We start from the raw sequence: 24,437 nt of genomic DNA, 5'->3' as shown, positions 1-24,437 counted from the left end.
TTTTATTGATTAGGGATTAGCTGAGACGAGAACGGAAATCCTCGATCGTCATTTTTAAACCCTGACTTAGAGGAATAGTGGGACTCCAATCCAAATAGGTTTTAGCACGAGTGATATCCGGTTGTCGTTGCTTGGGATCATCTTCCGGTAGTGGTTTATAGACTAATTCGGCATCGGGATTAATCATGCCTTGGATCACTTGTGCTAATTCCAGAATTGTGTATTCGTCGGGATTGCCGAGATTAACCGGCCCGATAAAGTCCCCATTCATCAAACGCATTAACCCTTCCACTAGGTCAGAAACATAGCAAAAACTGCGGGTTTGGGAACCTTGACCATAAACCGTCAGGGGTTGACCGCGCAAAGCTTGCACGACGAAATTACTCACCACTCGACCATCGTTTTCTAGCATTCGCGGGCCGTAGGTGTTGAAAATCCGGGCCACCCGGATATCGACTTTATGCTCCCGATAATACTCAAAAGCCAGGGTTTCCGCCACCCGTTTACCCTCGTCATAACAGGAACGCGGTCCAATGCAGTTGACATTACCTCGATATTCTTCCGTTTGGGGATGCACATCGGGATCGCCATAGACTTCTGAGGTAGAAGCGAGCAAAAATCGCGCTTTTACCCTTTTAGCTAGGCCCAGCATATACAGAGTCCCTAAAACATTGGTTTTAATCGTTTTTACTGGGTTATATTGATAGTGGATTGGGGAAGCAGGACAGGCCAGGTGATAAATCTGATCAACTTCTAGACGGATCGGCTCGGTTATATCGTGACGAATTAGCTCAAAATAAGGATTTCCTAGCCATTTAACGATGTTTCGGCGCACCCCCGTGTAGAAGTTATCCAGACAGATCACTTCATGACCCTGTTCCATCAAGCGATCGATTAGATGGGAACCAATAAAACCCGCACCGCCTGTAACTAGGATTCTCATGTAATTGACAAGTAAACATATAAAATTATTCTTAAAATACCCTTACGCTGGCTTTTTGGCAAATATTTTTTTTGACGGGGTGTTATCAGCGATCGCCGATTCAAGGCTAATGGCTGAATAATGGCTCGGTAATCCTTAAAATGGAAATAACACGCAAATTTGAGACTAGATTATGATCAGTGCCGAGCAAAATAAGCTATTTATCCTGATTGATGGGCATTCTTTGGCTTTTCGTGCCTATTATGCCTTTGCTAAGTCTCGTTCTGGTCCTCTGCGTACTTCTAGCGGCATTCCTACCAGTGTTTGTTTTGGGTTTTTAAATTCTCTGCTGCAGTTACTAGAAACTCAAAAACCTGCTTATTTAGCGGTCGCTTTTGATTTAGCAGCTCCTTCTTTTCGCCACGAAGCTGATGTCAATTATAAGGCTAATCGGCAAGAAACTCCCGAAGAATTTCGCCCCGATTTAACTAATCTGCAAAGTCTCTTGGCAGCGATGAATATTCCTATTGTGACTTCTCCGGGTTATGAAGCAGATGATGTTTTAGGAACTTTGGCAAAACAGGCCGGCGATAATGGTTATACAGTCAAGATTTTAACAGGCGATCGAGATTTATTCCAATTGGTAGATGAGGAGAAAAAAACCACGGTTCTCTATCTGGATATTAATGCGGTAAAAAGTACATCAGGACAGGGTTATACAGAATTTAATTCCCAAGCTGTCACGGAAAAGTTAGGGGTGACACCAAAACAGGTAGTAGATTTTAAAGCTCTTTGCGGTGATAAGTCTGATAATATCCCCGGGGTGCGCGGAATTGGCGAAAAAACAGCGATAGATTTATTAAAAAAATACGATAACTTAGAGGATATATATACTAATCTGGAATCGATCAAGGGAATGGTAAAAACTAAATTATTAGAGGGTAAACCCGCCGCCGAAAGTTCTCGCTATTTAGCTAAAATTGCCCTTGATGCCCCCGTTAGCCTCGAAGAGGAGAAATTTCGTCTCCGAGGTTTTGAGCGGCGTTTAGTTAAACCTTTATTGGAAAGATTAGAGTTAAAGAAAATTCTCCAGAAACTCGATCAAATTCAACAGCATCTAGGTGGCACTCCTACCCTAGAATTAACTAGCGATGCTGATTCTAATCAATTGTCTCTGTTTGATTTACCCCCTATTTCTCCACCAGTTCTAATTGCTCCGGAAATTATTGATACTATTCCTAAGTTAGATGCTTTACTGGCCAAATTAACAACTTTCACTAATCCACATTTTCCTGTCGCTTGGGATACCGAAACCACAGATTTAAATCCTCGTGTAGCCAAATTGGTCGGGATCGGTTGCTGTTGGGGAAAAGAATTAAATTCTATGGCCTATATTCCCATCGGCCACCAGAGCGGTGATAATTTAAATCTAGAGATAGTCCTCGAAAAATTACGCCCAATTTTAGCCAGTGATAATTATCCGAAAGTCTTCCAGAATGCGAAATTTGATATTGATGTTTTTTATCATCAAGGAATTACCGTTAAAGGTCTAGTTTTTGATACTATGGTGGCTAGTTATGTCCTCCATCCCGAACTAACTCATAATCTCGAAGATTTATGCGATCGCTATTTGGACGGTATCAGTTCCCTTAGTTATAAAAGTCTCGGTATTCCTACGGGAAAAACTATCGCTGATTTAGATATTACCACCACTGCTAACTACTGCGGATTAGATGCCTACGCTACCTATTTACTTCGAGAAAAATTACAGGCAGAATTAACTAAAATTCCCCCTTTATATCAATTATTCTCAGAGGTAGAATCTCCCTTAGTAATGGTGCTGTGGCAGATGGAAAATTATGGTATAAAAATTAATATCAATTATCTAAAAAACTTGTCCCAGCAACTAGAAAGAGACTTAGCAGACATAGAAAAAAAAGCTTATGAATCCATCGGAGAAACTTTTAATCTTGGCTCTCCTAAACAGTTAAGTGAAATCCTTTTTGATCGATTAGCACTCAATCGCAAAAAATCCAGAAAAACTAAAACAGGTTACTCCACCGATCAAAGTGTTTTAGAGAAACTACAAGGCGATCATCCCCTGATTGATTATATACTTGAACATCGCACCTTATCTAAATTAAAATCCACCTATGTGGATGCTTTACCGAAATTAGCCGAACCAAAAACCGCAAGAGTACATACAGATTTTAATCAAACCATTACCAGCACCGGACGCTTATCATCCTCCAATCCTAACCTACAAAATATCCCCATTCGCAGTGAATTTTCTAGACGAATTCGTCAAGCTTTTATTCCCGAAGATGGTTACTTATTAGTATCAGCGGACTACTCACAAATCGAGTTAAGAATTCTGGCTCATCTCAGTCAAGAACCAGTTTTATTAGAAGCTTATCGTAGTAATCAAGATGTTCATAAAGTCACCGCTCAATTGCTCTTTGATAAAGGGGAAATTACCCCAGAAGAACGCAGTTTAGGAAAAACAATTAACTTCGGAGTTATTTATGGCATGGGAGCGCAAAAATTCGCCCGTGAATCGAAATTAACCGTAGAACAGGGCAGAAAATTTATTGAAAAATATCATCAACGTTATGCCCAAGTATTTGAGTATTTAGAGAATAGCAAAAAACAAGCGATCGCTCAGGGATATGTAGAAACAATTTTGGGCAGAAGACGTTATTTTAACTTCGATAATCCCCTCTTAAAAAGACTGCGAGGACTGTCCTTACATGACATCGATTTAGATAGCCTCAAACTCAACAACGAGGAAGCACAATTATTAAGATCGGCCGCTAATGCGCCCATTCAGGGTTCCAGTGCTGATATTATTAAAGTAGCGATGGTAAAATTGGCCGAGGTACTGCAAAATTATCGAGCGAGATTACTGCTGCAAGTCCATGATGAATTAGTCTTGGAAGTACCGAGGGAAGAATGGCCATCCCTAGAGTCAAAAATCAAGACGACTATGGAAGAAGCTGTCTCCTTGACGATCCCTCTCTTGGTAGAAATTAAAGCCGGTGACAATTGGATGGAAACCAAATAAAACTATGATCGAAAACAGACAATTTTTAACCCCAGAAGAATCGGCAGATGTGGACGCTGCCCTCTTAACTTCTCCCGAAAAATTCCTGACTCGTTTAACGATTTCTTCCCTACGCTTATTAAAAATAATCGCCGAAGATACGGGAGTAACCCTAGAAGAGCTAACCCATAAACAGGTCATTCAATGGCTAGAAAAAGATAGTAAACTGCGTCGGGAACAGGGGATCGAAGCGGCAGTGCTGAAATGGTAAATAAACTCTTAAAAAATCAGCTACCCCTGACAATTTATGCTAGTTTTTAGCTATAAAGTTACTGGAGTTACAACAATGACAATTACCCTAAAAGTGCCTAGTATTGCCTGTGAAGGTTGCGCTAATACCATTACTAAAGCGATTAATAATCAGCAACCAGCAGCCCAAATATCGGTGGATGTAGCCAATAAAATCGTCACCGTAGAAACCACCGCATCCCCCGCAGAAATTGCCCAATGGATCAGCGAAGTCGGCCATACTGTTGAGTCTAGCAGTGAGGGTTGACATTCTCCCCCGTTAAAAATAAACCTCTCTGGTAAAAATCCAGGGTAGTTCTATTTTTGTGTTGCTCAGATTAGTTTGACTCCCAAGCTTTCTAGTTGTTGGTTTATCCAAGCGGTTGCCGTTTCTTCATCGGTTTCTATCGCTTTTTCTACTCCTATTTTAGCAATTTCTAAGAGTTGACTTAAAAGGGAGATTGATGATTTTAATGAATCCGAATCAGTTAGAATTAGCAGTTTATGATGCTGAGGATGCGTTTTTAAGGGTCAATCGCCTAGGTTTCTCCTTAGTTCGGTTTTGGGGTGATGAGATTCATGAGCGTTTAATGGAGAATTTGAATAAATTTTTATGATGAGGTATCGTCATTGTTATCAGTTTTTTTACTTCGTAAATCTACCCATAGATGTCTTAAATTAAATGGACTAGGTGGCACATCAGGACGTTCTAGTTGATGGTCAAGACGACTCACATCATTTTGCCATCCTTCCAGCGATAAAGTTAACTCTATAATGGTTAGTTGTGAACAATGCTTATTAACTTCATTTAAAATTTCTCTTAATTCCATATTTTGAATATAACCAATCATTGCTCCCGAACTGACGGATTTTCCATAACCCCATTCAACTAATATAAATCTGTTAATCCCATTTAGAATATAATTTTTGTTAAGTATCCATTGGGAACTTGATGGAGAACCGAGTCTTTTAGCCTCTAAAGTGTAAAATTTATCCATTCTTTCAGGATTTGTTTCGTTAGTATCACAGATTCCCCATTGAAAATCAGGTCGTTTATATTCTCGTTTAGCTCCAATGCTATCATCAGCATCAGGTTGATTATTGGCTTCACACATACAAGGCCATTCTATTCCTTGATTAGAAATAGTTAATTGTTGGTTGGCATAACGGACAAAAAAGCATAGTTTTCGATTAAGTTCATCTTCACTTTGGGGTAATTCTTGGTTCTTTTGAAGCATTTCTAAAGCAAGCCTAAAAATAGCTAAAACTCTCTTTTCATGATTACCCCATATATCTTTTTTTAATAAACTTGGTTTTGTCATAAGTTTAGATCCTTTCTTGAGATTCTTGTAAGTTAATAATTTGAAGCATTGTTGCCTCCGCATCCTCACGCGCCATGCTACGAGTCCAGAATCTTCGTTCATTACGCTTAATAATAATGATTTCTGTATCAGAAACCGAACGAACTAAACCATCAAGATAAATTTGATGGCTATTATAGGGAACTAATAAACCGTTTTCTTGTCTTGCTAATTGAGCAATAATTCCTATCCATTGTTTTTGATCTGATTGGGAGACAGGTTGAGGTTTTTCTCCATACTCTTGTGTAGAGAAAATAACGGCTAACATAGGATTTTCTAACCCCTGAAATTGAGGACGAATAATCTGCCAACTGAATTCACCATCAGGTTCTAATTCTCGATTCCAAATATCTAAAAAGGCTTGTAAATAACCTTCTAATCCTTTTTGAGTTTGACGGTTTTTATTAATATCGTTGAGAAGTCCTTGATTTTGTTGAGGATAGCTCTCAACAGGTTTTACTGCTTTACTGTTGATATGATTATAGTAAAACTCTATCCCAACATCACACATATCACGAATGAGATCCCGTTCAGCAATCGTGAGATCATAGACATCAAATATTGCCTCATCTAATTGATATTCTAATTCAGTGAGTTGTGCTTCTATTTTTTCTGGAGTTTTTCCTTCAGGATGTTCAATACTATACTTTATAGGATTACAATTCTGTAATTGCTCAACAATATCGATAACTTTTTCCCGAATACCTTGATCCTTTGGAAAAATAATCGGCAAACTTAAATATTCATCCTTATAAATTCCATCATGCCATATTCCCCATTTGCTAGAAGTCAGAAAAAAGTAATAACGAGATAATGAAGACCATAAAGTTCCTAATATAATTTTATATTTCCATTCTTCAACATCATGTAACTTGATACAATTTACTGAATTTGTAAAACTGAAGTTTTCTGATTCTAATCGAGCAATAATTTCTCCTTTTTTTCTAGATGCTTGACTAATGCCATGTTTAATCAATAATCTTTCACCATAGAATAAAGATTCATTCGCTATACGATGCACTTTTTTGGGAGATGATGTAAACCAGTCTTTTTGAATAGAAGAATAACGTTGAAATTTGGGAATCGGTAGATTTTGATATTTAGATAGCCATTGTGGTGCTGAATAAGCACTTCCAGTTGTAAACCCTTGACCACTATTGCTAGGATCATGTAATTCTTTTAATGCTGGAGCTAAAGTTATACCTTGAATTAAACCAGCATCTTGATGATTTCCCCAATAATAAATTTTCCATAAAGAATCATTATAAAATAGTTCACTTTGTCTGATACCACGACGATCCATAACACTCAAAATAACAGCTTGCACATTTTTAATCATAGCTGTTTTTTTAGCAGACCAATAAGTGACAACTTGATCTTTTAAGGTTAACTCTGTCTGATTGACTTTCTGAAAAATAATTGAAGCAAAAGGAGAAATTGAGGCACTAGATTGGTTTTTATTACCAGATTTAAAGAAAATATCACGAACATGAGCAAAATTGACAACTTCTTTTAATAAGACACTGTTTAACCATTTTTGTCTAAATTCTTTGCTTTTATCATGGGTCTTAAAGAAAATACCTGTTGATACCACTAATGCTGACCATCCATTATCTTTTAAAAAATCAAATACTCTCCAGATAAACGCTTGAGAACGTTCTTTATCTCCGACTGGATAATCACGTTCTTGACACCATTGTAAAGCGATATTTAAGTCTTTTGTGCCTTTTTTATCCTTCGTTTTAGGAGATCCCCAAGGAGGATTACCGACAACAACATCAGCACATTGACTACTAAAATTTCTAGATAATATCAAATCCTCTGAGTTAGAAAATTCTTGAAAAGCATTATCGCAGACTAAATTATTAAAGTGATTATCCTCAGATAACCCATTCGCTTGATAAATTAAAAAGGGTAATTTTTCACCTCGTTTAATTTGTGATAAAATGTTTCGAGGCTCTTGATAATTTAATAAAGCAAGATATAGACTAAATGCAGTAATTCTGATAGCTTCTGAATTAATTTCTATGCCAGCTATCTGATTTTTTAAGATTTCTCTTAACTCTTGCCAACTTAATCGCTGTTCCTGATTTTGATAGACTCGATGTCTCACAATTCTCCGAAATGCTTCCACTAAAAAGATTCCTGAACCACAACAAGGATCAAGAATACGGGGATGAGTTGTCAAACAATCTGACGTTAAAACTTTAGACAAGACAAATTCCACTAATGAACTCGGTGTATAATGCGTCCCATTATCAATATTTTCTGTATTTGACTCATGATAAAATTCTTCATAAATACTACTAATTAAAGAAATAGGGATTATATCAAATTTATAAGCCCAGAAAAATAATTTTTTTTGTGGATCAATATTTCCCTGTAAAAATTCTTGCAAGAGAGATAAATGCCGTTGCTCAACAGATTCCGCTTCTTGTTCATCAGAAGGGAACATATCTCCGTTAAAATCTTGACTCAACTGATTAAATAAAGCATAGGTAAAACTTTTATCACTTAATATTTTGATATAATGTTGTTTAGCTTCAGTTTCCATATTTAACTGATCGTCAGGAGCATTAAGTAAGGCTTTCCATGTTGCATTGTTTTGTGCTATTGCTTCAAAATACTCTTGAGTTAAAATTCCTCTATCTTCCAAATAGCGAATAAAAATTGATCTACCAATTAAAGCATGAGCATATTTACGTTTATTTTCGCTTAATCCTCCACTAATTAAGGCTAAACGAACTGTTTTTAAATCTTTGATCAGTGATTGATCAGCACGTTGATTAGATGTTTCAAAACGCTCATCCTCAAAAAGCTTCCCTGATTCGATTTGTTCCCGTCTGTATTGATAAAGTTTTGAAGTTACTTCAAGTATGTTTTGGGCAACTTCTAACGGTCTATTATTTTTCTTCCAATCTTCTATACTTCTAGCAGGTGGTTTGGTTAGATCGTAAATAGCTAGTTCACCTTCTTTCGCTAAAAATAGGTAACTTGGTCTAGCCATACACCATATTTTATTAAAGATTTGCCGTACTTTTTCATCTTCTTGAGTATCGCATTTAGCAAAAATAATCACAGGATTATTATTAACAAAAAAAACTTTTTCTGCTTCAACTTGCCTAGCTAATTCTAACCAATCTCCTTTTTCTATCCACTCTTCTAAAGTTATTTCTGACAATGACACTTTTGAACTCACTAAGTCGCCTTGACTAAAATCGAGTTCATTATAAGCAGATTCTAACAATTCATAAGCAGAATTAGCTGTCATCATCTTGAGTAAATCACTGGTAATAGTTGATTGTGTTGGTTAGAGTCACATAACCTAATCTTTGGTTTTTTTGAACTATTTTTAATAGTATGACTGATAGGAAGCGTAACTGTCAAGTAAACACACAAGCCGCCATTATGTCAATTTTTTAATAATTTGCCTCTAGCACTGAAAGCGATCAAACAGCGATCGCATTTGGGGCAGCTTTGCCGTGGCAATTGTCCGTGACTCAATATCTGTAATAATCTAATACAGCCCTTGTAAACCTTCTTTAAGCTCTGGGTTTTCGTCTTGATCGAGATGCACAAAATCGCCCTTAGATGAGAATTAGTTTACAAAAATTTACATTTGGAGATAAGGAGCAATGAGTCAAGTTTCCGGTACAGATGTTCCCGATTTGGGTCGTCGTCAATTTATGAACCTGTTGACCTTTGGTACAATTACCGGAGTAGCAGCGGGGGCTTTGTATCCGATTGTTAAGTATTTTATTCCCCCCTCGGCCGGTGGTACGGGTGGCGGTGTCACCGCAAAAGATGCCCTAGGCAATGATGTGATTGTCAGTCAATTTCTGACCACCCATAACCCTGGCGATCGCACCTTAGCCCAAGGCTTAAAAGGCGACCCCACCTATTTAGTCGTCCAAGAGGACAAAACCCTGGCCAACTACGGAATTAACGCCGTCTGTACCCACTTAGGTTGTGTGGTGCCTTGGAATGCCAGCGAAGAAAAATTCATGTGTCCTTGCCACGGTTCCCAGTACAATGCCGAAGGAAAAGTAGTTCGCGGTCCAGCGCCTCTATCCTTAGCCCTCGCCCATGCCAACGTCACCGATAATGATAAAGTCGTCTTCTCCACTTGGACGGAAACCGACTTCCGCACCGGTGAAGAACCCTGGTGGTCCTAGATTATTCAATGTGACGAGATTTGGAATTATTCAACCGATAGAGATGAGAACATTCAACTTTTTAAGCTTCCCGCAAGTCCACAGACAGGCCCTAGTGAAAGCCGTCCTCGTGGCGATCGCTACCGTTTCCCTACTCCTAACCAGCGATGTCATTAACCCCCAATCTGCCCAAGCATATCCTTTTTGGGCGCAACAAACCGCCCCGGAAACCCCCAGAGAAGCCACAGGTCGGATTGTCTGCGCGAACTGCCATTTAGCCCAAAAACCCGCCGAAATTGAAATCCCCCACTCGGTATTACCCGATAGCGTCTTTGAAGCAGTGGTAAAAATCCCCTACGATCCCGCCAGTCAACAGGTGTTAGGAGACGGATCCAAGGGGGGTTTAAACGTCGGTGCAGTCTTAATGCTACCGGATGGTTTTAAAATCGCGCCCCCCGATCGCATTCCCGAAGAAATGCAGGAAAAACTCGGTGGAGTCTATTTCCAATCCTACAAAGAAGGTCAAGATAACGTGGTTATCGTTGGCCCCTTACCCGGTGATCAATACAAAGAAATCGTTTTCCCCGTCCTGGCCCCCGATCCTAGCCAAAATAAAGGTATTCACTTCGGTAAATATGCTGTGCATTTAGGGGCCAATCGTGGTCGTGGTCAAGTGTACCCCACCGGTGAACCCAGCAATAATAACGCTTTCAAAGCTTCTACCGCAGGTACAATTAGCCAGATTAGCAAAACCGAAGCCGGTGGTTATGAAGTCACCATCACTTCCGAAGCTGGCCCCGTGGTGGAAAATATCCCCCCAGGACCTGAGTTAATCGTCTCGGAAGGTCAAGCGATCGAAGTGGGACAATTTTTAACCAGTAACCCCAATGTTGGCGGTTTTGGTCAAAAAGAGACGGAAGTTGTCCTACAAAATCCCGGCCGGATCAAAGGATTGGTTTTATTCCTCGGTGGTATTATGCTCTGCCAAATCCTCTTAGTTATTAAGAAAAAACAAGTGGAAACAGTACAAGCGGCCGAAATGAATTTCTAATCGCAATATTTCGGTTATTTTTGCTAGAAAGCGGGTTATTTGCCCGCTTTTTAGCTTTGAGTCAGGAAAATGCTCACCCCTCGCTGCCGTCTGATACAATCGGTTCAGCTTAACCGATAAGTGTCAATTTTTTATGAATCAGTCGCTTGTTCCAGTCATTCTCGCCGGGGGTAAAGGGGAACGTTTTTGGCCTCTCAGTCGTCTAGCGCGTCCGAAACAGTTTCTCTGTCTTGATGGTAGTGGTCGCAGTCTTTTACAAGCAACGGCCGATCGTCTATTATCTTTAGGGGCAGGTTGGGAAAATCTCTGGGTAATTACCGCTAGTGCGATCGCTGATGGTGTCCGCGAACAACTGCCCGATTTACCGGAGAGTAACCTATTAGTGGAACCGGTGGGCAAGGATACGGCCCCGGCTGTGACTTGGGCTACTTTAGAAGTGATAAAACGTTATGGTAAAGAAGTGGCGATCGGTTTTTTTCCTGCCGATCATTATATTGGTAATCAAGAGGCTTATATTAACACTTTAAAAGCGGCCGTAGAAGTGGCCGTCAGCCAAAAAGCGATCGTTACTTTAGGAATTAAACCCGATTATCCCTCCACCGGTTACGGTTATATCGAACAGGGAGAAAATCAGGGCGAATTTAATGGTTTACCCGTCTATAAAGTGAGTCGTTTTACGGAAAAACCCGATCGCACCACGGCCGAAAAATTCCTAGAAACGGGACTTTTTAGCTGGAATAGCGGAATGTTTATCTTTCAGGGACAAGTGGTTTTAGAGGAGCTAAAAACCCACGCTAATAATATTTTACAGCCTCTGATCGATCGGGGCATCGCTGCCTATGAGGATTTAGAGAAAAAAAGTATCGATTATGCTTTGATGGAAAAAACCCAACTCGCTTACGTTTTACCCGCTAATTTCGGTTGGGATGATCTGGGAGATTGGAATGCTCTGGAAAGATTACTAGAAGCAAAGGGCAAAAATATTGAACTGGCCAATCATGTCGGTTTGGATACGGAGGGGGCTATTATCTATGCTAGTGATGAGGAAGAAGTGATCGTTACTATTGGTTTAAAAGATCTGGTAATTGTTCGCGACGGTAAAGCGACTCTCGTTGTCCACAAAGATCGTACCCAAGATATTAAACAAGTTCTCAAGCACTTACAAACCGATCCCAAATTAGAGAAATTGTTATAGGATTGATAAGTAGGGTTTGCTGAAAAAGTAAGGGCGAAGCATTCGGATCGGAAATCTAGGATTTCAGCGATAGGTTATCGCCCGAATGCTTCGCCCCTACAGGACACAATCGCCAATGAAGATGCAAGCTTTTGAATCACGATTCTCTCAAAACCTTGCACATATTTTTACCTCGTCTATATTTCACATTTATTCAGCCAGCCCTACTTAATACTGCTCACTTAAAAGTCAAATCTGATAACTGATAACTGATAACTGATCACTGATAACTGATAATACCGTGTTCTCACTCCCCCAAACCAGTCAAAGACAAAAAGAAATCCTTGAGATAGTTCTCGGCAATGGTTGGGACTATATGCGCGGGGTTTTAACCCTAGGAAAAACAGAAAATCCCCAGATTCCCACCCCAGAAGTTCTCAAAAAAATCCTTGTGGAATTGGGTCCTTTTTATGTCAAATTGGGACAGTTACTTAGTACCCGTCCCGATCTGCTACCTGCTAATTATATCGAGGCTTTAACTGCCCTACAAGCGCAAGTTCCTCCCGTTGCCTGGACAGATATAGAAATAGTCATCACCGAACAGTTAGCAAAACCGATCGAACAGGTATTTAAGTATATTAATACCCAACCGATCGCCGCAGGATCGATCGGGCAAATTCATCGGGCAACTTTATTATCTGGGGAGGAAGTAGCGATTAAAGTCTTGCGTCCGGGGATCGAAAAAATTGTCGCCCAAGATAGTGCCTTAATTAAGGGAATTGCTGATTTAGTTGCCCTCACAGAATTTGGTCAAAGTTATGACGTTGTTGACTTAGCAGAGGAGTTTATTAAAGCAGTTAATGCGGAATTAGATTTCACCCAAGAAGGTCATTATACTGACCAATTACGCTATAATTTAACCCAGAGTCGGTGGTCAGAACCCAAACAGTTAGTTATTCCTAAAATTTATTGGCACTTAACTAATTCCAAGCTATTAGTGTTAGAATGGTTAGAAGGAAAACAAATTTTAGAGGCTGATGTTTCTAGACCGCCAACTGAGCAAGCAATTTCCCAAAGAAAAAGCGAAATAACTAGAATTTTGTTTCGGTCATTTTTTCAACAAATTTATATTGATGGCTTCTTTCATGCCGATCCTCACCCGGGTAATATTTTCTATCTTGACGATGGTAGAGTAGCTTTAATTGACTGTGGTATGGTGGGCAGATTAGACCCGCAAACTCAACAAATTTTAACAGAATTGTTATTAGCAATTGTTGACTTAGATGCGAAAAGATGCAGTCAACTAACTATTAAACTGTCCGAGTCAGTAGTCCCGATTACTTTAGTACAATTAGAGGTAGATTATGAGCGGATGTTGCGAAAATATTATAACCTCAATTTAAATCAAATTAACTTTAGTGAGGTGGTTTATGAACTTTTGCAAATTGCCCGTCGCAATAGAATTAAACTCCCGGGTAATTTAGGTTTATTCGCCAAAAGTCTCGCTAATCTAGAAGGAACTGCCCGAAAATTTAATCCTGATATTAATATCCTGGAGGAAGTCAAACCGCTATTAACTAATATTCTTGAACAACAGTTAATCGGTAGCACTCCCCTACAAACTGCCCTAAGAACAGTTTTAGACTTGAAATCTTTTTCCCTGAAATCTCCCCGTCAAATCGAAGTTTTACTAGATAGTTTAACCTCAGAAACTTTAAATGTTAATCTGAAAATTCGTGAATTAGATAATCTCCGTCGCAGTTTAGATAATTCCGCCAATCGACTAGCTTTTAGTGTGATTATTGGTTCCTTAATTATCGGGGCTGCTATTGTTACGGCCAGCACCCAATCTCGGCAATTAACTATTATTAGTACCGTATTATTTGCTACAGCTAGTTTTATCGGTTTATGGTTAGTTGTCGGTATCCTGCGATCAGGAAGATTGCGCTAGAAATTATCGCCATTAAATTAAGATTTGTTGTTGTAAAAATTTCGCCCACCGACTAGCCAATTCAACTTCAGTAAAAGGAATTTTTTCAGGTGATCGCTCCTTAAAAATAAATTCTAGAAAAGGGGAACCCTGCGGGGGAAGAGCATCTAAATCCACCACTTGATTATTAACTAACAAACGGATTTCTTTGACCTCCTCTAGGGAAAAAGTTTGTAAATTGATCACTCCCTTACGAGTTGGCTTTCCCCAAGTGATAATTTTATCTTTTTGACCTAAGACAGAATATATATCATACTTAGCTCGATCGAAGTTTTCCGCCCATTCTCGATAGATTTCCACTTTTTGGTATTCATTCCAACCACTCCAAGCCAACCAAATAAACAGAATTAATAAAGGTGTCCACAATAAACCGCGTTCCATAAACTATCGCCCCAAAATCCTGGTCAATTAATCGTATTTTAGGCTAATTTGCAGCCAGTAATTATCAGCCGTCGGCCTTTTTTCCCCACTTCCCAACCCGAAACGGTCAAACCCTTTGCTAATTTTTGGCTTTTTACTTGCTATAATCGAGTGTCGAATTTGAGTAGGAGACGGGAGAAAATGGCCGATTGGCAGGAAATAGAGGGGGGGATCACGGCCCCAAAAGGATTTAAATCCGCAGGGATGGCCGCGGGCTTAAAACCGTCCGGTTTGCCCGATTTAGCCCTAATTGTCTCGGAAACAGAAGCGATCGCCGCCGGAGTCTTTACCACCAGTCAAGTGCGGGCCGCTTGCGTCGATTATTGCCGTCAACGCCTACAAACTAAAGCCAGCGCCAGGGCGATTTTGTGTAATGCTGGCCAAGCAAACGCCGCCACGGGGGAAGCTGGATGGCAAGATGCTCTCGATAGTGCCGCCGCCTTGAGCCAAGTTTTAGGGATTCCCGCCGATGCAATTTTGCTGGCTTCTACAGGAGTGATCGGGCAACGGATTCGCATGGATGCGTTAACCGCCGCTTTACCGACCTTAGCGGGTTTATTGTCGGAAAATGGCGGCGAAAGCACGGCCCGGGCGATTATGACCACGGATCTAGTCCCCAAATCGATCGCCTTGCAAACCACCATCGATGGTCGTCCGGTCACAATTGGGGGAATTGCCAAGGGATCGGGGATGATTCACCCGAATATGGCGACGATGCTCTCCTTTATTACCTGTGATGCCGCAGTATCGACGGTTCTCTGGCAAAGTATGTTAAGTCGGGCGGCTAATAAAAGTTTTAATCAGATCACGGTGGATGGGGACACCAGTACCAATGACAGTCTGATCGCCTTGGCTAACGGTCAATCGCGCACCACAGCCATCACAGAAATGGGCCGGGATGCCCAAAAGTTAGAGGCCATGTTAACGGAAGTTTGTCAATACTTGGCCAAAGCGATCGCCCGGGATGGGGAAGGAGCCACCTGTTTAATAGAAGTGCGGGTTTCGGGGGCGGCCGATGATCAGTCCGCTCGTCAGATTGCTCGCACCATTGCCGGTTCTTCCTTAGTAAAATCGGCGGTTTTCGGTCGAGATCCTAACTGGGGACGAATTGCGGCGGCCGCGGGCCGGGCCGGGATAGTCTTCCATCAAGAGGATCTGCAAATTAAGTTAGGCGACTTCGTGATGATGGAAAATGGTCAACCTCTGGCGTTCGATCGAGCTAGTGCCAGTAATTACCTGAAAGCGGCAGCAAGCGGGGCTTATTTACGAGAAGATACCGTTTTAATGTCTATCTGTATCGGTAACGGTTCGGGAACAGGTACGGCCTGGGGTTGCGATCTTAGTTACGATTACGTCAAAATTAACGCCGAGTACACCACTTAAAGCGATCGATTCTCTAAACAGGCTCTCTTGTCTTTGCTGGATTGTATCGCAACAGCTTGATCAAAGGTTGACGTTAGGCTCTAGTCTATACCGACAATCTCGATGATCGATCCTGTTGATCACACAGCATCCGAGAGAGCCGATTACCCGATTAACAGATAAACTTTAATGGTTGGATTGTAAGTAGCTGGTTATAATTAAATTAAAAATGGATTTTAGGTTCGATCCCCCCTGCCCCCCTTGATAAGGGGGGTGCCGATAGGCGGGGGGATCCCCCCTGCCCCCCTTGATAAGGGGGGTGCCGATCCCCCCTTAGTCCCCCCTTGATAAGGGGGGTGCCGATCCCCCCTGCCCCCCTTGATAAGGGGGGTGCCGATCCCCCCTGCCCCCCTTAATAAGGGGGGTGCCGATCCCCCCTGCCCCCCTTGATAAGGGGGGTGCCGATCCCCCCTTAGTCCCCCCTTTAATCCCCCCTTAATAAGGGGGGCATCTGACAACTTTTAACGCCTACCTACTTACTTCTTTTCAACCGGCCTCGAAAACAGTTTTGTCAGTCCCTCAGTCCCTTGGCAAAATCCATCTATTGGCGGGGAAAACGCTGCATGGTTCCGAAAAAATCACCACGAATTCCTTTAGAATTGCACCAGATCAAGGCTTACGAGTTTTATCAAAAACGGCTGGCATCGGGTAAAGAAGGCAATGAGATAGATGACTGGCAGCAAGCGAAAGAATATTTGAGCCAACATCCCAGAGCGATTCTTGCTTGGAATCTAAAGATGCCCTATCGCGGGGGAAAAAGGCTAATTAAAAGATTGTTGCTATCGCTCCAGTCTCTTGTCAGAGTTGCTTGGAAACTGCTAATCTTTCCCTTCTGGCTATTTCAGCAAATACCGGGACTTTTTGCCCGTGAAGACAAAGACAGCCGCACCTTTGCCATTGAGGTGGTCAAAACGATTATTTCTGCCCTGGGATTAATTGCTACCCTTTCGGCAGGAATCGGGCTTTTTGTCAATTATCTCAATTCTCAAGCGGAAAGGCAACTGATTCAGGAACGTCTGATTACCGAGCGCTTCTCGAAAGCTGTCGAGCAAATCGGTAATACTAAAGAGGAGGTGGTAATTGGCGGCATTTATTCCCTAGAGCGAATTGCCAAAGATTCTCCCAAGGATCAATGGACAATTATGGAAGTGCTGACTTCCTACATTCGTAAAAATTCCCCCATTCCCTCGAATATTCAACAACTGGAGCCAGAGGAAAGAGAGAAGGCCCTAGAAAAGCTCCCTTCCGTGAGTATTCCAGTTCAGGCCGCTTTAACGGTAATCGGCCGGCGTAAAGTTGAGAATGACCAAGCTGGCGATAATTTGGCTGAAACAACTGACTCTAATAAAATTAAAATTCTTGATTTAAGTCGGACAAATTTGAGGGAAGCCAACCTCATCGGAGCCTACCTCAACGGAGCCAACCTCAACCTAGCCAACCTCAACGGAGCCAACCTCAACCGAGCCAACCTCAACCGAGCCAACCTCAACGGAGCCGAACTCTACCGAGCCAACCTCAACGGAGCCAACCTCAAGGGAGCCAACCTCAACGAAGCCAACCTCATCGGAGCCAACCTCAAGGGAGCCAACCTCAACGGAGCCGAACTCTACCGAGCCAACCTCAACGGAGCCATCCTCTACAGAGCCAACCTCAACGGAGCCAACCTCAACGGAGCCAACCTCAACGGAGCCATCCTCTACAGAGCCAACCTCAACGGAGCCAACCTCAACGGAGCCAACCTCAACGGAGCCGAGGGTCTTAATCCAGAACAAATTAAATCGGCCTGCTTTTGGGAAAAAGCAATATACACGGAATCCAAGTGGGATGAAGATAAACAATTATGGGTGGCTGAGGACTGGAAAGCCAATCAACGAGAAATCGAGAAACTCAAAAGGGACAAAAACTCAGATCCGCCAAATCCGATCGATTGTAATACTAAATAGGGTTTGCGGCAAAAAGTACGGGCGAAGCATTCGGATAGAAAATCTCCGGTTTCACCGATAGGTTATGCCCAAATGCTTCGCCCCTACAGGACGCGGGCCGATGAAAACGCAAGGTTTGGAAGCATGATTCTCTCAAAATCTTGCACCTGTTTGGCGAGAAAAGCCACAAAACCCTTACCTTACCTACATTTCACATTTATTCAGCCAACCCTAAATATTATGAAAACTTTTCTGACTTTTCTTCAGCTATTTATGAATGTCTGAATGATGCCCATCTAAAACATAAAAAAGAACTGAATTCCTTGCTTACTCTACCATTTCAGAAGTTGAATAAATCTCAGATTATGAACGTCTAAAGTATAGTTGGTCGTTAATTGCCATGTCTGCTATGATACAATCAGGGGGTGCTGCTTTAGCAAAGATTGATAGTGAACACTCATTATTATATTAATAAATATGAATAAATATGAAGTAATTTAAGTTTCCAAGAGAATGAACCCGATCTTTTTTACTATGGGGGTAAAACTGATTTTCAATTTCTCAGCTTGAAAGGTGAACCCAGATTAAGCTATCTGAACAATAAGAGGACAAGCCAATGTTTGAAGATTTTACCTATATTACCGATGAGGCTTTTTTAGAGAATTATTGGTGGGAAGAAAAAGTTATCTGTTCCCACTGCCAAGGCAAAGGAAGAATCTATCTAGAGACAGAGAATGAATCCGTCCCCTGTAAATTCTGTGAAGGTGAAGGCATTATTCAACGAAAACAAAAGGAGACTAACTATTCCTAAAAATCTGTATAATTAGATACCATATATTAAAAATCTTCTTGAGTTAAAACCTCGGGCTGACATTGTTTAATTTCGCTGTTAATCCCCACGGCAGATTCCGATTGTAGGTCTTCGATATAACCGGATTGATGGGATAAAGCTTCAGAAAAACTCTCAAACGGACCGAAATAATAGAGACATTTCGGCTGAGTGGTGGTGATCTCTATCCACCAGGGTTGAGGTGGTAAACTAGGCTTAATGGAGACAGTTTCTGGGTCAAGAGGCTTTATACTGAGAATCCTGGCACCTTGGCGCAGGAGGCGCTGTGTTTCTTGACTCATGCGGCTTTTAGGTACTCGCAGGACTGTCCGGGAGAAGCGTTGAGGCAAAGAGCCAGAAGAACCGGAAAAAACAACTTCATAGAGAAATATTTGATTCTCTCCCTGATTATTAGCCTCTAGCATACAGAAAAGATTCTCTTTTGGGGGTAAGGGTTAAAAAAAACAGACGCTACTTTGAGCAGATGACTCAAGCAAAATCATCTCCTAACAGAGTAGCGCATCTTGATACCATAGCATAGAGCGGCAAAAAGTTAGGTTTTGACCTATTCTCCCCTCACAGCATGGCTTAAGGGGAGATTCTTCCACAGGAAGAACCCGATAGAGTTCTTTATGATGCTGTAGCCGGATATATGGCTGTTATCTTAATGGTGAGGTACAAAGTTTTTGTTTTCGGGAGTCGGTCGTCGATGCCCAATCCTGTTATACTTCATCTTTATGATAAACAATGTTAATAATATTGACGACAAATAGAGTTTTTTACCAAATATGCAGCCACCAAAATTAAGCTTAGGAACCAGATTATTTTTATCCCATCTCCTCGTTATGGTGGTGGGATTGAGTAGCTTTATTATCATTGCTAAATTATCTTCTCCCCGAATGTTTGTTTTGCGTTTGGAACAGTTAGAAAGGCAGGGATTTTTTACCGTGCGCTCGGCAAGAACTTTCTTGGTTAGGGGTTTTGAGACGGCTTGGGATAGTAGTGCTATTTGGTCATTTATTGCGGGAGGAAGTGCAGCTGGTTATCTGAGTTTTTTGGTTTCTCAACGCATTATGAAACCGGTAAAACAAATCAAACAAATCACTAAAAATTTTGCGGAAGGGGATTTATCGGCGCGAGTTCCAGAAAGCGAAATCCCAGAATTAAATCAATTAGCCATCAGTTTTAATCAGATGGCGATTAGTTTAGCCGATGTGGAAAAACGTCGCCAGGAATTAATCGGTGATCTTACCCACGAATTACGCACCCCTTTAACTGTGGTACGGGGATATCTGGAGGAATTAGCCGATGGTGCGATCAAACCTAATCCAGAACTTTATCAGAAATTAGTGAAAGAAACCCGCCGGTTAGAACGTTTAACCCACGATCTACAGGAGCTATCGCAAGCGGAATCTGGTTATCTCTCGATTAAACTGCAACCTGTTAATTTATTAACTTTGTTAAATTCTCTTATCGAAAAATTTGCCGATCAATTATTAGAAGATGGACCGACTTTACAGTTAGATTGTCCCCCCAATTTACCATCTGTCATGGCCGATCCCGATCGCCTCGAACAAATTTTAGTTAATCTGCTCGGTAATGCCATTCGTTACACCGATCATGGTGCAATTACCCTGCAAGTGACAAGGGACAAAAATCGCCTACAAATTGCCGTTATCGACACGGGAATCGGCATCGCAGCAGAGGATTTACCCTTTATTTTCGAGCGCTTTTGGCGGGCAGATCGTTCTCGTTCCCGTTATTCTGGGGGTAGTGGTATTGGTTTAGCGATTACCCGTCGTTTAGTGGAATTACACCAAAGTCAAATGGAGGTAGAAAGTGAATTAGGTAAAGGCAGCACTTTTCGTTTTTCCCTAGCAGTATCTCCGAATTGGGAGTAGGGGTTTTTTTAGTGATCGGTAAACAGTAATCGGTAAGGGGAGACGGGAGAAGGGGGAGATGGAGCGGGGAGAGAGAGTTTGAGCATTTGTACTAAAATATCTAATAGACATCTCCAAAAATTATAACCCAGTCACAGCTTGCTTTTAGCTTTTGTACTAACTGAGTAGTTCTAAGCTGAAATGTGTATTTATCGTTGCTAATTCAATTTCACTGAAAAAATATGAAACAATTAAAATCATTTTTATTTGCTTAGATTCCTTAACTAGAAAAACTTTTAGTCTTAAGATATAGTCATTTCAGATAATTCTGATACAGTCTAGACTGGTTGAACCCTTATGAACTCTGGCATTGATATTCTCAATCCTAATTGAAATGACTATAATATTTAGATGGAGGTCTAATAGGCAGTTTCAATGCAGTACGGCTGATAACCAGATGACTATTCAGGAGAAGACAAGTGGCGAAAAATCTGGCTGGCGATGGCTGCACTCCGGCGAATTTGTTCAATTTCGGAAAGACTTTGCCAATCTTCGGTGTCTATAGTGGTTTTGCTCTGGCCATTACGCATAGTATAGGCGTAGGGACGGGCAAAAACCTGTAAATCTTCTGGAGACCATTGGGGAAAAAGCTCGCTAAGACAAACAACAAGGCGATCGAAGTTATCTAATTGACTATTAACTAGATTTTCAGCACTTTCTACTAGACGATTTAAATGTTCGGCTGGCAGTAAAGAGGCAAATTTATCAAAGATATTAGACCGGGATGAAAGGGAAACTGTCGGGAATTTTTGGTGTAAACTGCTAAAGAATCTATGAGCTTGTGCCTCGATCGCCGTCGCTTCTAGTCCTTCACACAGAGAAAAAGGCGTTTCTGTCACGTCTAAGGGATCATGACTCTCAACAGCGGTTACATCCCAGGGATAGGTGACTTCCTCTTCGATCAGGATTGCCAGAAGTTCCGCGTTAATCTGTTCGGATAGGGATAAATGGCTCATAAACGATACTCCATATTTTGGCCTTTGTGGCGTTCAATGAGTAACTACATCTCGGTTTTGACAATTCCCGAAGCTACCAACAGACTTCTAGTGGAAGCCAGACGAGAGGTACTCTTGCCATAGTAGCAATAATTAACCCCTGCATATTATAGCGGTTTTCACAGAAGTGAGTCCCGATTGAAACGCTGAAACGCCTATCTATCAAGGGATTTACTATACCTTATGAGACTGAAAACCGCTATATTATTGATTACTTTTTGACTTTTGCCAGGGGTTGATGAGAAAAGTGACATAAACTTGTCAACGCCTGAATTTGGTTATTGGCTAACTCTTCTAGGTTAATTGATCGTAGCTCCTGAGCAATTGTACTAGGATAGATAGAATTGCTACGGCGTTTTATTGACTGGTGTGACTAGATAATTTTGCTAACTTTCTGCTGACATTTGCTCCCCCATCTCCCCACTCCCCCATCTCCCTAATCTCCTATGGCTTTTAAACAGGATTTAGTATTAGTACAGTCGCCAGGAATTACCAGCAGCGATCACTTAATTTACCCACTGGATTTTTGTGAGAGAATAGTTAGGGATAATTCTGCTTTGATCTATGATCAAAAAAACCGGCTCTTCTGGTTTATGTGTGGAAACGAAGCCTATACTGATAGTTTCTTCGGCAAAATAGTCGTAAAAGTCCTTCTCAGTCAACATTTCACGATTCCATAAGCAAAAATTATCACACAAAGTCGAGAAGAGCCAAAAAACCTCTAGAAAACCACGCTATACTCAAATTCGCTGGCTCTGTCAAATAATTGTCGCCCTGATTGTATTCATGTTGCCGGGGACAATTACTCTGCGACTGGTTTTAGCTTTTCTTAATGCCTAAACCTTACCCGACTACACCCAGAAAAATCTGACTTAATCCTATGAAATTTGTACCGTTTGTCGATATTAATCAAAGATATTCAATGCCAACTACAGCATCTAAAGCTAGAGGATGGATGAAAAAAATTGGGCATACTTTGGTAATATTTATCGTAGTTTTACTACTGACTCTAACCTCCCCTCTTTTGGGAATAGCTCAAAATCCGACACAACCGGAAAATAAAATTGACGGCTTTCCAGTTATGTTAGATGGAAAAACTCTCTTTTTTATCCGGCGTGGAGTTTCTTCATTTTCGGCGGAGGAGAGAGCTAACGCTATTACCCGGAGAATTGAAAGAATTGCTCAAAATGATTCTATTCCTGTTGAGAACCTGACAATTAAGCAGATTCCTGATGATAACTCACTTTATTTAAGTGTAGATCAAGAAGTAATTCTAACGGTGACGGAGCGAGATGCAAAAGCCTATCGTTCAACGCCGGAGGTTTTAGCTCAACAAGCTTTACAAAAAATTCAGGTTGCTATCGCTCAATATCGCCAAGATCGAAAACCCGAACAACTACTTAAGAACATCATTTATACGGTTATAGCCAGCTTTGCCTTCCTGATTATTAGCTTTGCAGTTATCAAAATTTCAGGGAAGCTATTTCCCTTTATTAGACGTTTGATTGAATCCTTGACGCCAGGCATTCAAATCGGGAATGTTGAGATCATATCTTCCTCTAATATAAGCTTTTTTTGGTTGCGAGTTCTTCGCATAATTCGCTTCTTTGTTCTGTTTTTATTATTATTTAATTATGCCACATTTGTACTTCGTTTATTTCCCTGGACAAGAGTTTTTGGTGAGAGTATTTTAGGCTATTTTTCTCAATCATTAGAACTGGTTTTGTCGTCCATTGGCAAATATCTTCCCAATGCCTTTGTTATTGCCATAATCATTTTTATAACCTACTACTTAATCGGGCTAATCAAGCCCTTTTTTACAGCAATAGAAAGAGGAAATCTGGTTATTCCTGGTTTTTATACTGATTGGGCTAAACCGACTTACAATATCCTATTAGTCATAATTATTGCCATAGCAGCAATAGTGGCTTTTCCCTATTTGCCCGGTTTTAATTCTCCAGCTTTTCAAGGCATTTCTGTTTTTCTTGGTCTTCTTTTATCCCTTGGTTCTACTTCAGCGATCGCCAATGTTATCGGGGGAATTATTCTTATTTATACCCGGGCATTTCGCATCGGAGATCACATTCAAGTAGGAGATGTAATTGGCGATCTAATTGAAAAAAACTTCCTAGTCATCCGCATTTGTACTCCCACTAATAAAATCATTACTATTCCTAACTCATCTTTATTAAGTAGTAATGTGATTAACTTTAGTATTTCCTCGCGGGAATTAAACAGAAATCTAATTATTCAGACAACGATTACCCTAGGGTACGATCTGCCCTGGCGAAAAGCCCACAAAACCTTAATTGAAGCTGCACTAGAGACCGAGCATATTCTCAAAGAACCCGCACCTTTTGTCCTGCAAACTAGCCTAGATAATTTTTACATCAGTTATCAATTGAACGCTTACACTAACCAACCCAATTTAATGGTAATCATTTATTCAGAACTCCATCAAAATATTCAAGATAAGTGTAATGAAGCTGGGATTGAGATTCTTTCTCCCAGTTACACCTCCCTACGAGATGGAAATACAACAACCATTCCCGAAAATTATTTACCTTCCGATTATGTTGCGCCTCCCTTTCGCGTTCAATCTTCAGACAATCAGGAAAACAACACATTATGATAGTAAATCCGTTTTTAAGCACTCACTGTTGGCGGATTATTAATATGATGAGCCAATTCAAGTCTGAATTGCATCACTGTCCGATTTACCTTCATAGAATAGCTGATTTGGGGTACGATAATTAAGACATTTTTGAGGACGATTGTTAATAGAGTTTACGGCTCTTTCTACCTGCTCTAGCTTAAGGATTTTAAAATTCGTTACCCTTGGGAAAAAATTGTCTCAATAGTCCCTTAATCTGCTCGTTTAATCCCCTGTCCCAAGAACGATAAGGCTCTGATTTGTTTTTGTATT

Annotated in this window: 20 protein-coding genes and 2 pseudogenes; 15 read left to right on the top strand and 7 right to left on the bottom strand. The window is 40.9% G+C overall.

Annotated features, from left to right (window positions below; all coding sequences use genetic code 11):
* Positions 1-16: 16 nt before the first annotated feature.
* Positions 17-943: a UDP-glucuronic acid decarboxylase family protein gene (locus ACQY1Y_RS16885; protein ID WP_430013195.1), complete on the bottom strand. Its 927-nt coding sequence runs from the start codon at positions 941-943 to the stop codon at positions 17-19.
* Positions 944-1,115: 172 nt separating this feature from the next.
* On the opposite strand from ACQY1Y_RS16885, the gene polA reads away from it, so the two are divergent.
* The 4 genes from polA to ACQY1Y_RS16865 all read left to right on the top strand — a co-directional run bounded on the left by polA (position 1,116) and on the right by ACQY1Y_RS16865 (position 4,870).
* Positions 1,116-3,986 (top strand): DNA polymerase I, encoded by a 2,871-nt coding sequence (polA, locus tag ACQY1Y_RS16880; protein WP_430013194.1) that lies wholly within the window; start codon positions 1,116-1,118, stop codon positions 3,984-3,986.
* 4 nt (positions 3,987-3,990) lie between these two features.
* The gene (locus tag ACQY1Y_RS16875) at positions 3,991-4,236 is read left to right on the top strand and encodes a hypothetical protein (RefSeq protein WP_002736270.1); all 246 of its coding nucleotides are present in this window, start codon (positions 3,991-3,993) and stop codon (positions 4,234-4,236) included.
* 36 nt (positions 4,237-4,272) lie between these two features.
* A complete protein-coding gene (locus ACQY1Y_RS16870) occupies positions 4,273-4,521 on the top strand; it encodes a heavy-metal-associated domain-containing protein (protein WP_002759990.1) in 249 nt (82 codons plus the stop codon).
* A 205-nt stretch (positions 4,522-4,726) separates the two neighbouring features.
* A complete protein-coding gene (locus tag ACQY1Y_RS16865; RefSeq protein WP_228009614.1) occupies positions 4,727-4,870 on the top strand; it encodes a MerR family transcriptional regulator in 144 nt (47 codons plus the stop codon).
* On the opposite strand, the gene ACQY1Y_RS16860 is transcribed toward ACQY1Y_RS16865, so the two are convergent.
* Together ACQY1Y_RS16860 and ACQY1Y_RS16855 are read right to left on the bottom strand one after the other, a co-directional pair.
* Complete coding sequence (locus ACQY1Y_RS16860) at positions 4,865-5,575, bottom strand: hypothetical protein (RefSeq protein WP_002736973.1); 711 nt, start codon at positions 5,573-5,575, stop codon at positions 4,865-4,867. The genes ACQY1Y_RS16865 and ACQY1Y_RS16860 overlap by 6 nt on opposite strands.
* A gap of 4 nt (positions 5,576-5,579) precedes the next feature.
* Positions 5,580-8,888, bottom strand: coding sequence for an HsdM family class I SAM-dependent methyltransferase (locus ACQY1Y_RS16855; protein WP_430013193.1), 3,309 nt, complete (start codon positions 8,886-8,888; stop codon positions 5,580-5,582).
* A gap of 361 nt (positions 8,889-9,249) precedes the next feature.
* Between ACQY1Y_RS16855 and petC the strand changes: the two genes are divergently transcribed.
* The 4 genes from petC to ACQY1Y_RS16835 all read left to right on the top strand — a co-directional run bounded on the left by petC (position 9,250) and on the right by ACQY1Y_RS16835 (position 13,944).
* Positions 9,250-9,789, top strand: a complete 540-nt coding sequence (petC, locus tag ACQY1Y_RS16850; RefSeq protein WP_061432350.1) for a cytochrome b6-f complex iron-sulfur subunit — start codon at positions 9,250-9,252, stop codon at positions 9,787-9,789.
* Between the two features lie 43 nt (positions 9,790-9,832).
* Positions 9,833-10,819 carry a cytochrome f gene (gene petA, locus ACQY1Y_RS16845; RefSeq protein WP_430013192.1) on the top strand — a complete coding sequence of 329 codons (987 nt, stop codon included), beginning with the start codon at positions 9,833-9,835 and terminating at the stop codon, positions 10,817-10,819.
* A gap of 133 nt (positions 10,820-10,952) precedes the next feature.
* Positions 10,953-12,014 (top strand): mannose-1-phosphate guanylyltransferase, encoded by a 1,062-nt coding sequence (locus ACQY1Y_RS16840; protein ID WP_430013191.1) that lies wholly within the window; start codon positions 10,953-10,955, stop codon positions 12,012-12,014.
* A gap of 280 nt (positions 12,015-12,294) precedes the next feature.
* The gene (locus ACQY1Y_RS16835) at positions 12,295-13,944 is read left to right on the top strand and encodes an ABC1 kinase family protein (protein WP_002774117.1); all 1,650 of its coding nucleotides are present in this window, start codon (positions 12,295-12,297) and stop codon (positions 13,942-13,944) included.
* A gap of 12 nt (positions 13,945-13,956) precedes the next feature.
* Here the strand turns inward: ACQY1Y_RS16835 and ACQY1Y_RS16830 are convergent, their stop codons facing one another.
* Positions 13,957-14,364: a hypothetical protein gene (locus tag ACQY1Y_RS16830; protein ID WP_430013190.1), complete on the bottom strand. Its 408-nt coding sequence runs from the start codon at positions 14,362-14,364 to the stop codon at positions 13,957-13,959.
* 180 nt (positions 14,365-14,544) lie between these two features.
* On the opposite strand from ACQY1Y_RS16830, the gene argJ reads away from it, so the two are divergent.
* The 4 genes and pseudogenes from argJ to ACQY1Y_RS16810 all read left to right on the top strand — a co-directional run bounded on the left by argJ (position 14,545) and on the right by ACQY1Y_RS16810 (position 18,558).
* Positions 14,545-15,786 carry a bifunctional ornithine acetyltransferase/N-acetylglutamate synthase gene (argJ, locus tag ACQY1Y_RS16825; protein ID WP_149979571.1) on the top strand — a complete coding sequence of 414 codons (1,242 nt, stop codon included), beginning with the start codon at positions 14,545-14,547 and terminating at the stop codon, positions 15,784-15,786.
* 602 nt (positions 15,787-16,388) lie between these two features.
* Positions 16,389-17,768 carry a pentapeptide repeat-containing protein gene (locus ACQY1Y_RS16820; RefSeq protein WP_430013189.1) on the top strand — a complete coding sequence of 460 codons (1,380 nt, stop codon included), beginning with the start codon at positions 16,389-16,391 and terminating at the stop codon, positions 17,766-17,768.
* 212 nt (positions 17,769-17,980) lie between these two features.
* Positions 17,981-18,124: pseudogene (locus ACQY1Y_RS16815) on the top strand (IS630 family transposase); the annotation flags it as partial.
* A 239-nt stretch (positions 18,125-18,363) separates the two neighbouring features.
* A complete protein-coding gene (locus tag ACQY1Y_RS16810; protein WP_002737105.1) occupies positions 18,364-18,558 on the top strand; it encodes a hypothetical protein in 195 nt (64 codons plus the stop codon).
* 26 nt (positions 18,559-18,584) lie between these two features.
* Here the strand turns inward: ACQY1Y_RS16810 and ACQY1Y_RS16805 are convergent, their stop codons facing one another.
* On the bottom strand, positions 18,585-19,001 hold the full coding sequence (locus ACQY1Y_RS16805) for a DUF1816 domain-containing protein (protein ID WP_002737782.1): 417 nt from the start codon (positions 18,999-19,001) through the stop codon (positions 18,585-18,587).
* Between the two features lie 363 nt (positions 19,002-19,364).
* Between ACQY1Y_RS16805 and ACQY1Y_RS16800 the strand changes: the two genes are divergently transcribed.
* Positions 19,365-20,477 (top strand): sensor histidine kinase, encoded by a 1,113-nt coding sequence (locus tag ACQY1Y_RS16800; RefSeq protein ID WP_002754673.1) that lies wholly within the window; start codon positions 19,365-19,367, stop codon positions 20,475-20,477.
* 440 nt (positions 20,478-20,917) lie between these two features.
* On the opposite strand, the gene ACQY1Y_RS16795 is transcribed toward ACQY1Y_RS16800, so the two are convergent.
* On the bottom strand, positions 20,918-21,472 hold the full coding sequence (locus ACQY1Y_RS16795; protein WP_002736722.1) for a hypothetical protein: 555 nt from the start codon (positions 21,470-21,472) through the stop codon (positions 20,918-20,920).
* Between the two features lie 485 nt (positions 21,473-21,957).
* Here ACQY1Y_RS16795 and ACQY1Y_RS16790 point away from each other — a divergent pair, with 485 nt between their 5' ends.
* Together ACQY1Y_RS16790 and ACQY1Y_RS16785 are read left to right on the top strand one after the other, a co-directional pair.
* A complete protein-coding gene (locus tag ACQY1Y_RS16790; protein WP_430013188.1) occupies positions 21,958-22,191 on the top strand; it encodes a hypothetical protein in 234 nt (77 codons plus the stop codon).
* Positions 22,192-22,391: 200 nt separating this feature from the next.
* Positions 22,392-24,143, top strand: a complete 1,752-nt coding sequence (locus tag ACQY1Y_RS16785; protein WP_430013187.1) for a mechanosensitive ion channel family protein — start codon at positions 22,392-22,394, stop codon at positions 24,141-24,143.
* A 57-nt stretch (positions 24,144-24,200) separates the two neighbouring features.
* Here the strand turns inward: ACQY1Y_RS16785 and ACQY1Y_RS16780 are convergent.
* Positions 24,201-24,417: pseudogene (locus ACQY1Y_RS16780) on the bottom strand (transposase); the annotation flags it as partial.
* Positions 24,418-24,437: the final 20 nt, after the last annotated feature.

The organism is Microcystis ichthyoblabe FBCC-A1114, assembly GCF_050500245.1.
Taxonomy (GTDB): Bacteria; Cyanobacteriota; Cyanobacteriia; order Cyanobacteriales; family Microcystaceae; genus Microcystis; species Microcystis ichthyoblabe_A.
This window is presented reverse-complemented; position numbering and strand designations above follow the sequence as displayed.

Excerpts from the sequence above, each read along its gene's own strand:
- polA (WP_430013194.1), top strand. The coding sequence starts at position 1,116 with ATGATCAGTGCCGAGCAAAATAAGCTATTTATCCTGATTGATGGGCAT.
- ACQY1Y_RS16805 (WP_002737782.1), bottom strand. The coding sequence starts at position 19,001 with ATGCTAGAGGCTAATAATCAGGGAGAGAATCAAATATTTCTCTATGAA.
- ACQY1Y_RS16800 (WP_002754673.1), top strand. The coding sequence starts at position 19,365 with ATGCAGCCACCAAAATTAAGCTTAGGAACCAGATTATTTTTATCCCAT.
- ACQY1Y_RS16820 (WP_430013189.1), top strand. The coding sequence starts at position 16,389 with ATGGTTCCGAAAAAATCACCACGAATTCCTTTAGAATTGCACCAGATC.
- ACQY1Y_RS16870 (WP_002759990.1), top strand. The coding sequence starts at position 4,273 with ATGCTAGTTTTTAGCTATAAAGTTACTGGAGTTACAACAATGACAATT.
- ACQY1Y_RS16810 (WP_002737105.1), top strand. The coding sequence starts at position 18,364 with ATGTTTGAAGATTTTACCTATATTACCGATGAGGCTTTTTTAGAGAAT.
- ACQY1Y_RS16785 (WP_430013187.1), top strand. The coding sequence starts at position 22,392 with ATGAAATTTGTACCGTTTGTCGATATTAATCAAAGATATTCAATGCCA.
- ACQY1Y_RS16860 (WP_002736973.1), bottom strand. The coding sequence starts at position 5,575 with ATGACAAAACCAAGTTTATTAAAAAAAGATATATGGGGTAATCATGAA.
- ACQY1Y_RS16855 (WP_430013193.1), bottom strand. The coding sequence starts at position 8,888 with ATGATGACAGCTAATTCTGCTTATGAATTGTTAGAATCTGCTTATAAT.
- ACQY1Y_RS16875 (WP_002736270.1), top strand. The coding sequence starts at position 3,991 with ATGATCGAAAACAGACAATTTTTAACCCCAGAAGAATCGGCAGATGTG.
- ACQY1Y_RS16865 (WP_228009614.1), top strand. The coding sequence starts at position 4,727 with ATGAATCCGAATCAGTTAGAATTAGCAGTTTATGATGCTGAGGATGCG.
- petC (WP_061432350.1), top strand. The coding sequence starts at position 9,250 with ATGAGTCAAGTTTCCGGTACAGATGTTCCCGATTTGGGTCGTCGTCAA.
- ACQY1Y_RS16795 (WP_002736722.1), bottom strand. The coding sequence starts at position 21,472 with ATGAGCCATTTATCCCTATCCGAACAGATTAACGCGGAACTTCTGGCA.
- petA (WP_430013192.1), top strand. The coding sequence starts at position 9,833 with ATGAGAACATTCAACTTTTTAAGCTTCCCGCAAGTCCACAGACAGGCC.
- ACQY1Y_RS16790 (WP_430013188.1), top strand. The coding sequence starts at position 21,958 with ATGGCTTTTAAACAGGATTTAGTATTAGTACAGTCGCCAGGAATTACC.
- argJ (WP_149979571.1), top strand. The coding sequence starts at position 14,545 with ATGGCCGATTGGCAGGAAATAGAGGGGGGGATCACGGCCCCAAAAGGA.
- ACQY1Y_RS16830 (WP_430013190.1), bottom strand. The coding sequence starts at position 14,364 with ATGGAACGCGGTTTATTGTGGACACCTTTATTAATTCTGTTTATTTGG.
- ACQY1Y_RS16885 (WP_430013195.1), bottom strand. The coding sequence starts at position 943 with ATGAGAATCCTAGTTACAGGCGGTGCGGGTTTTATTGGTTCCCATCTA.
- ACQY1Y_RS16840 (WP_430013191.1), top strand. The coding sequence starts at position 10,953 with ATGAATCAGTCGCTTGTTCCAGTCATTCTCGCCGGGGGTAAAGGGGAA.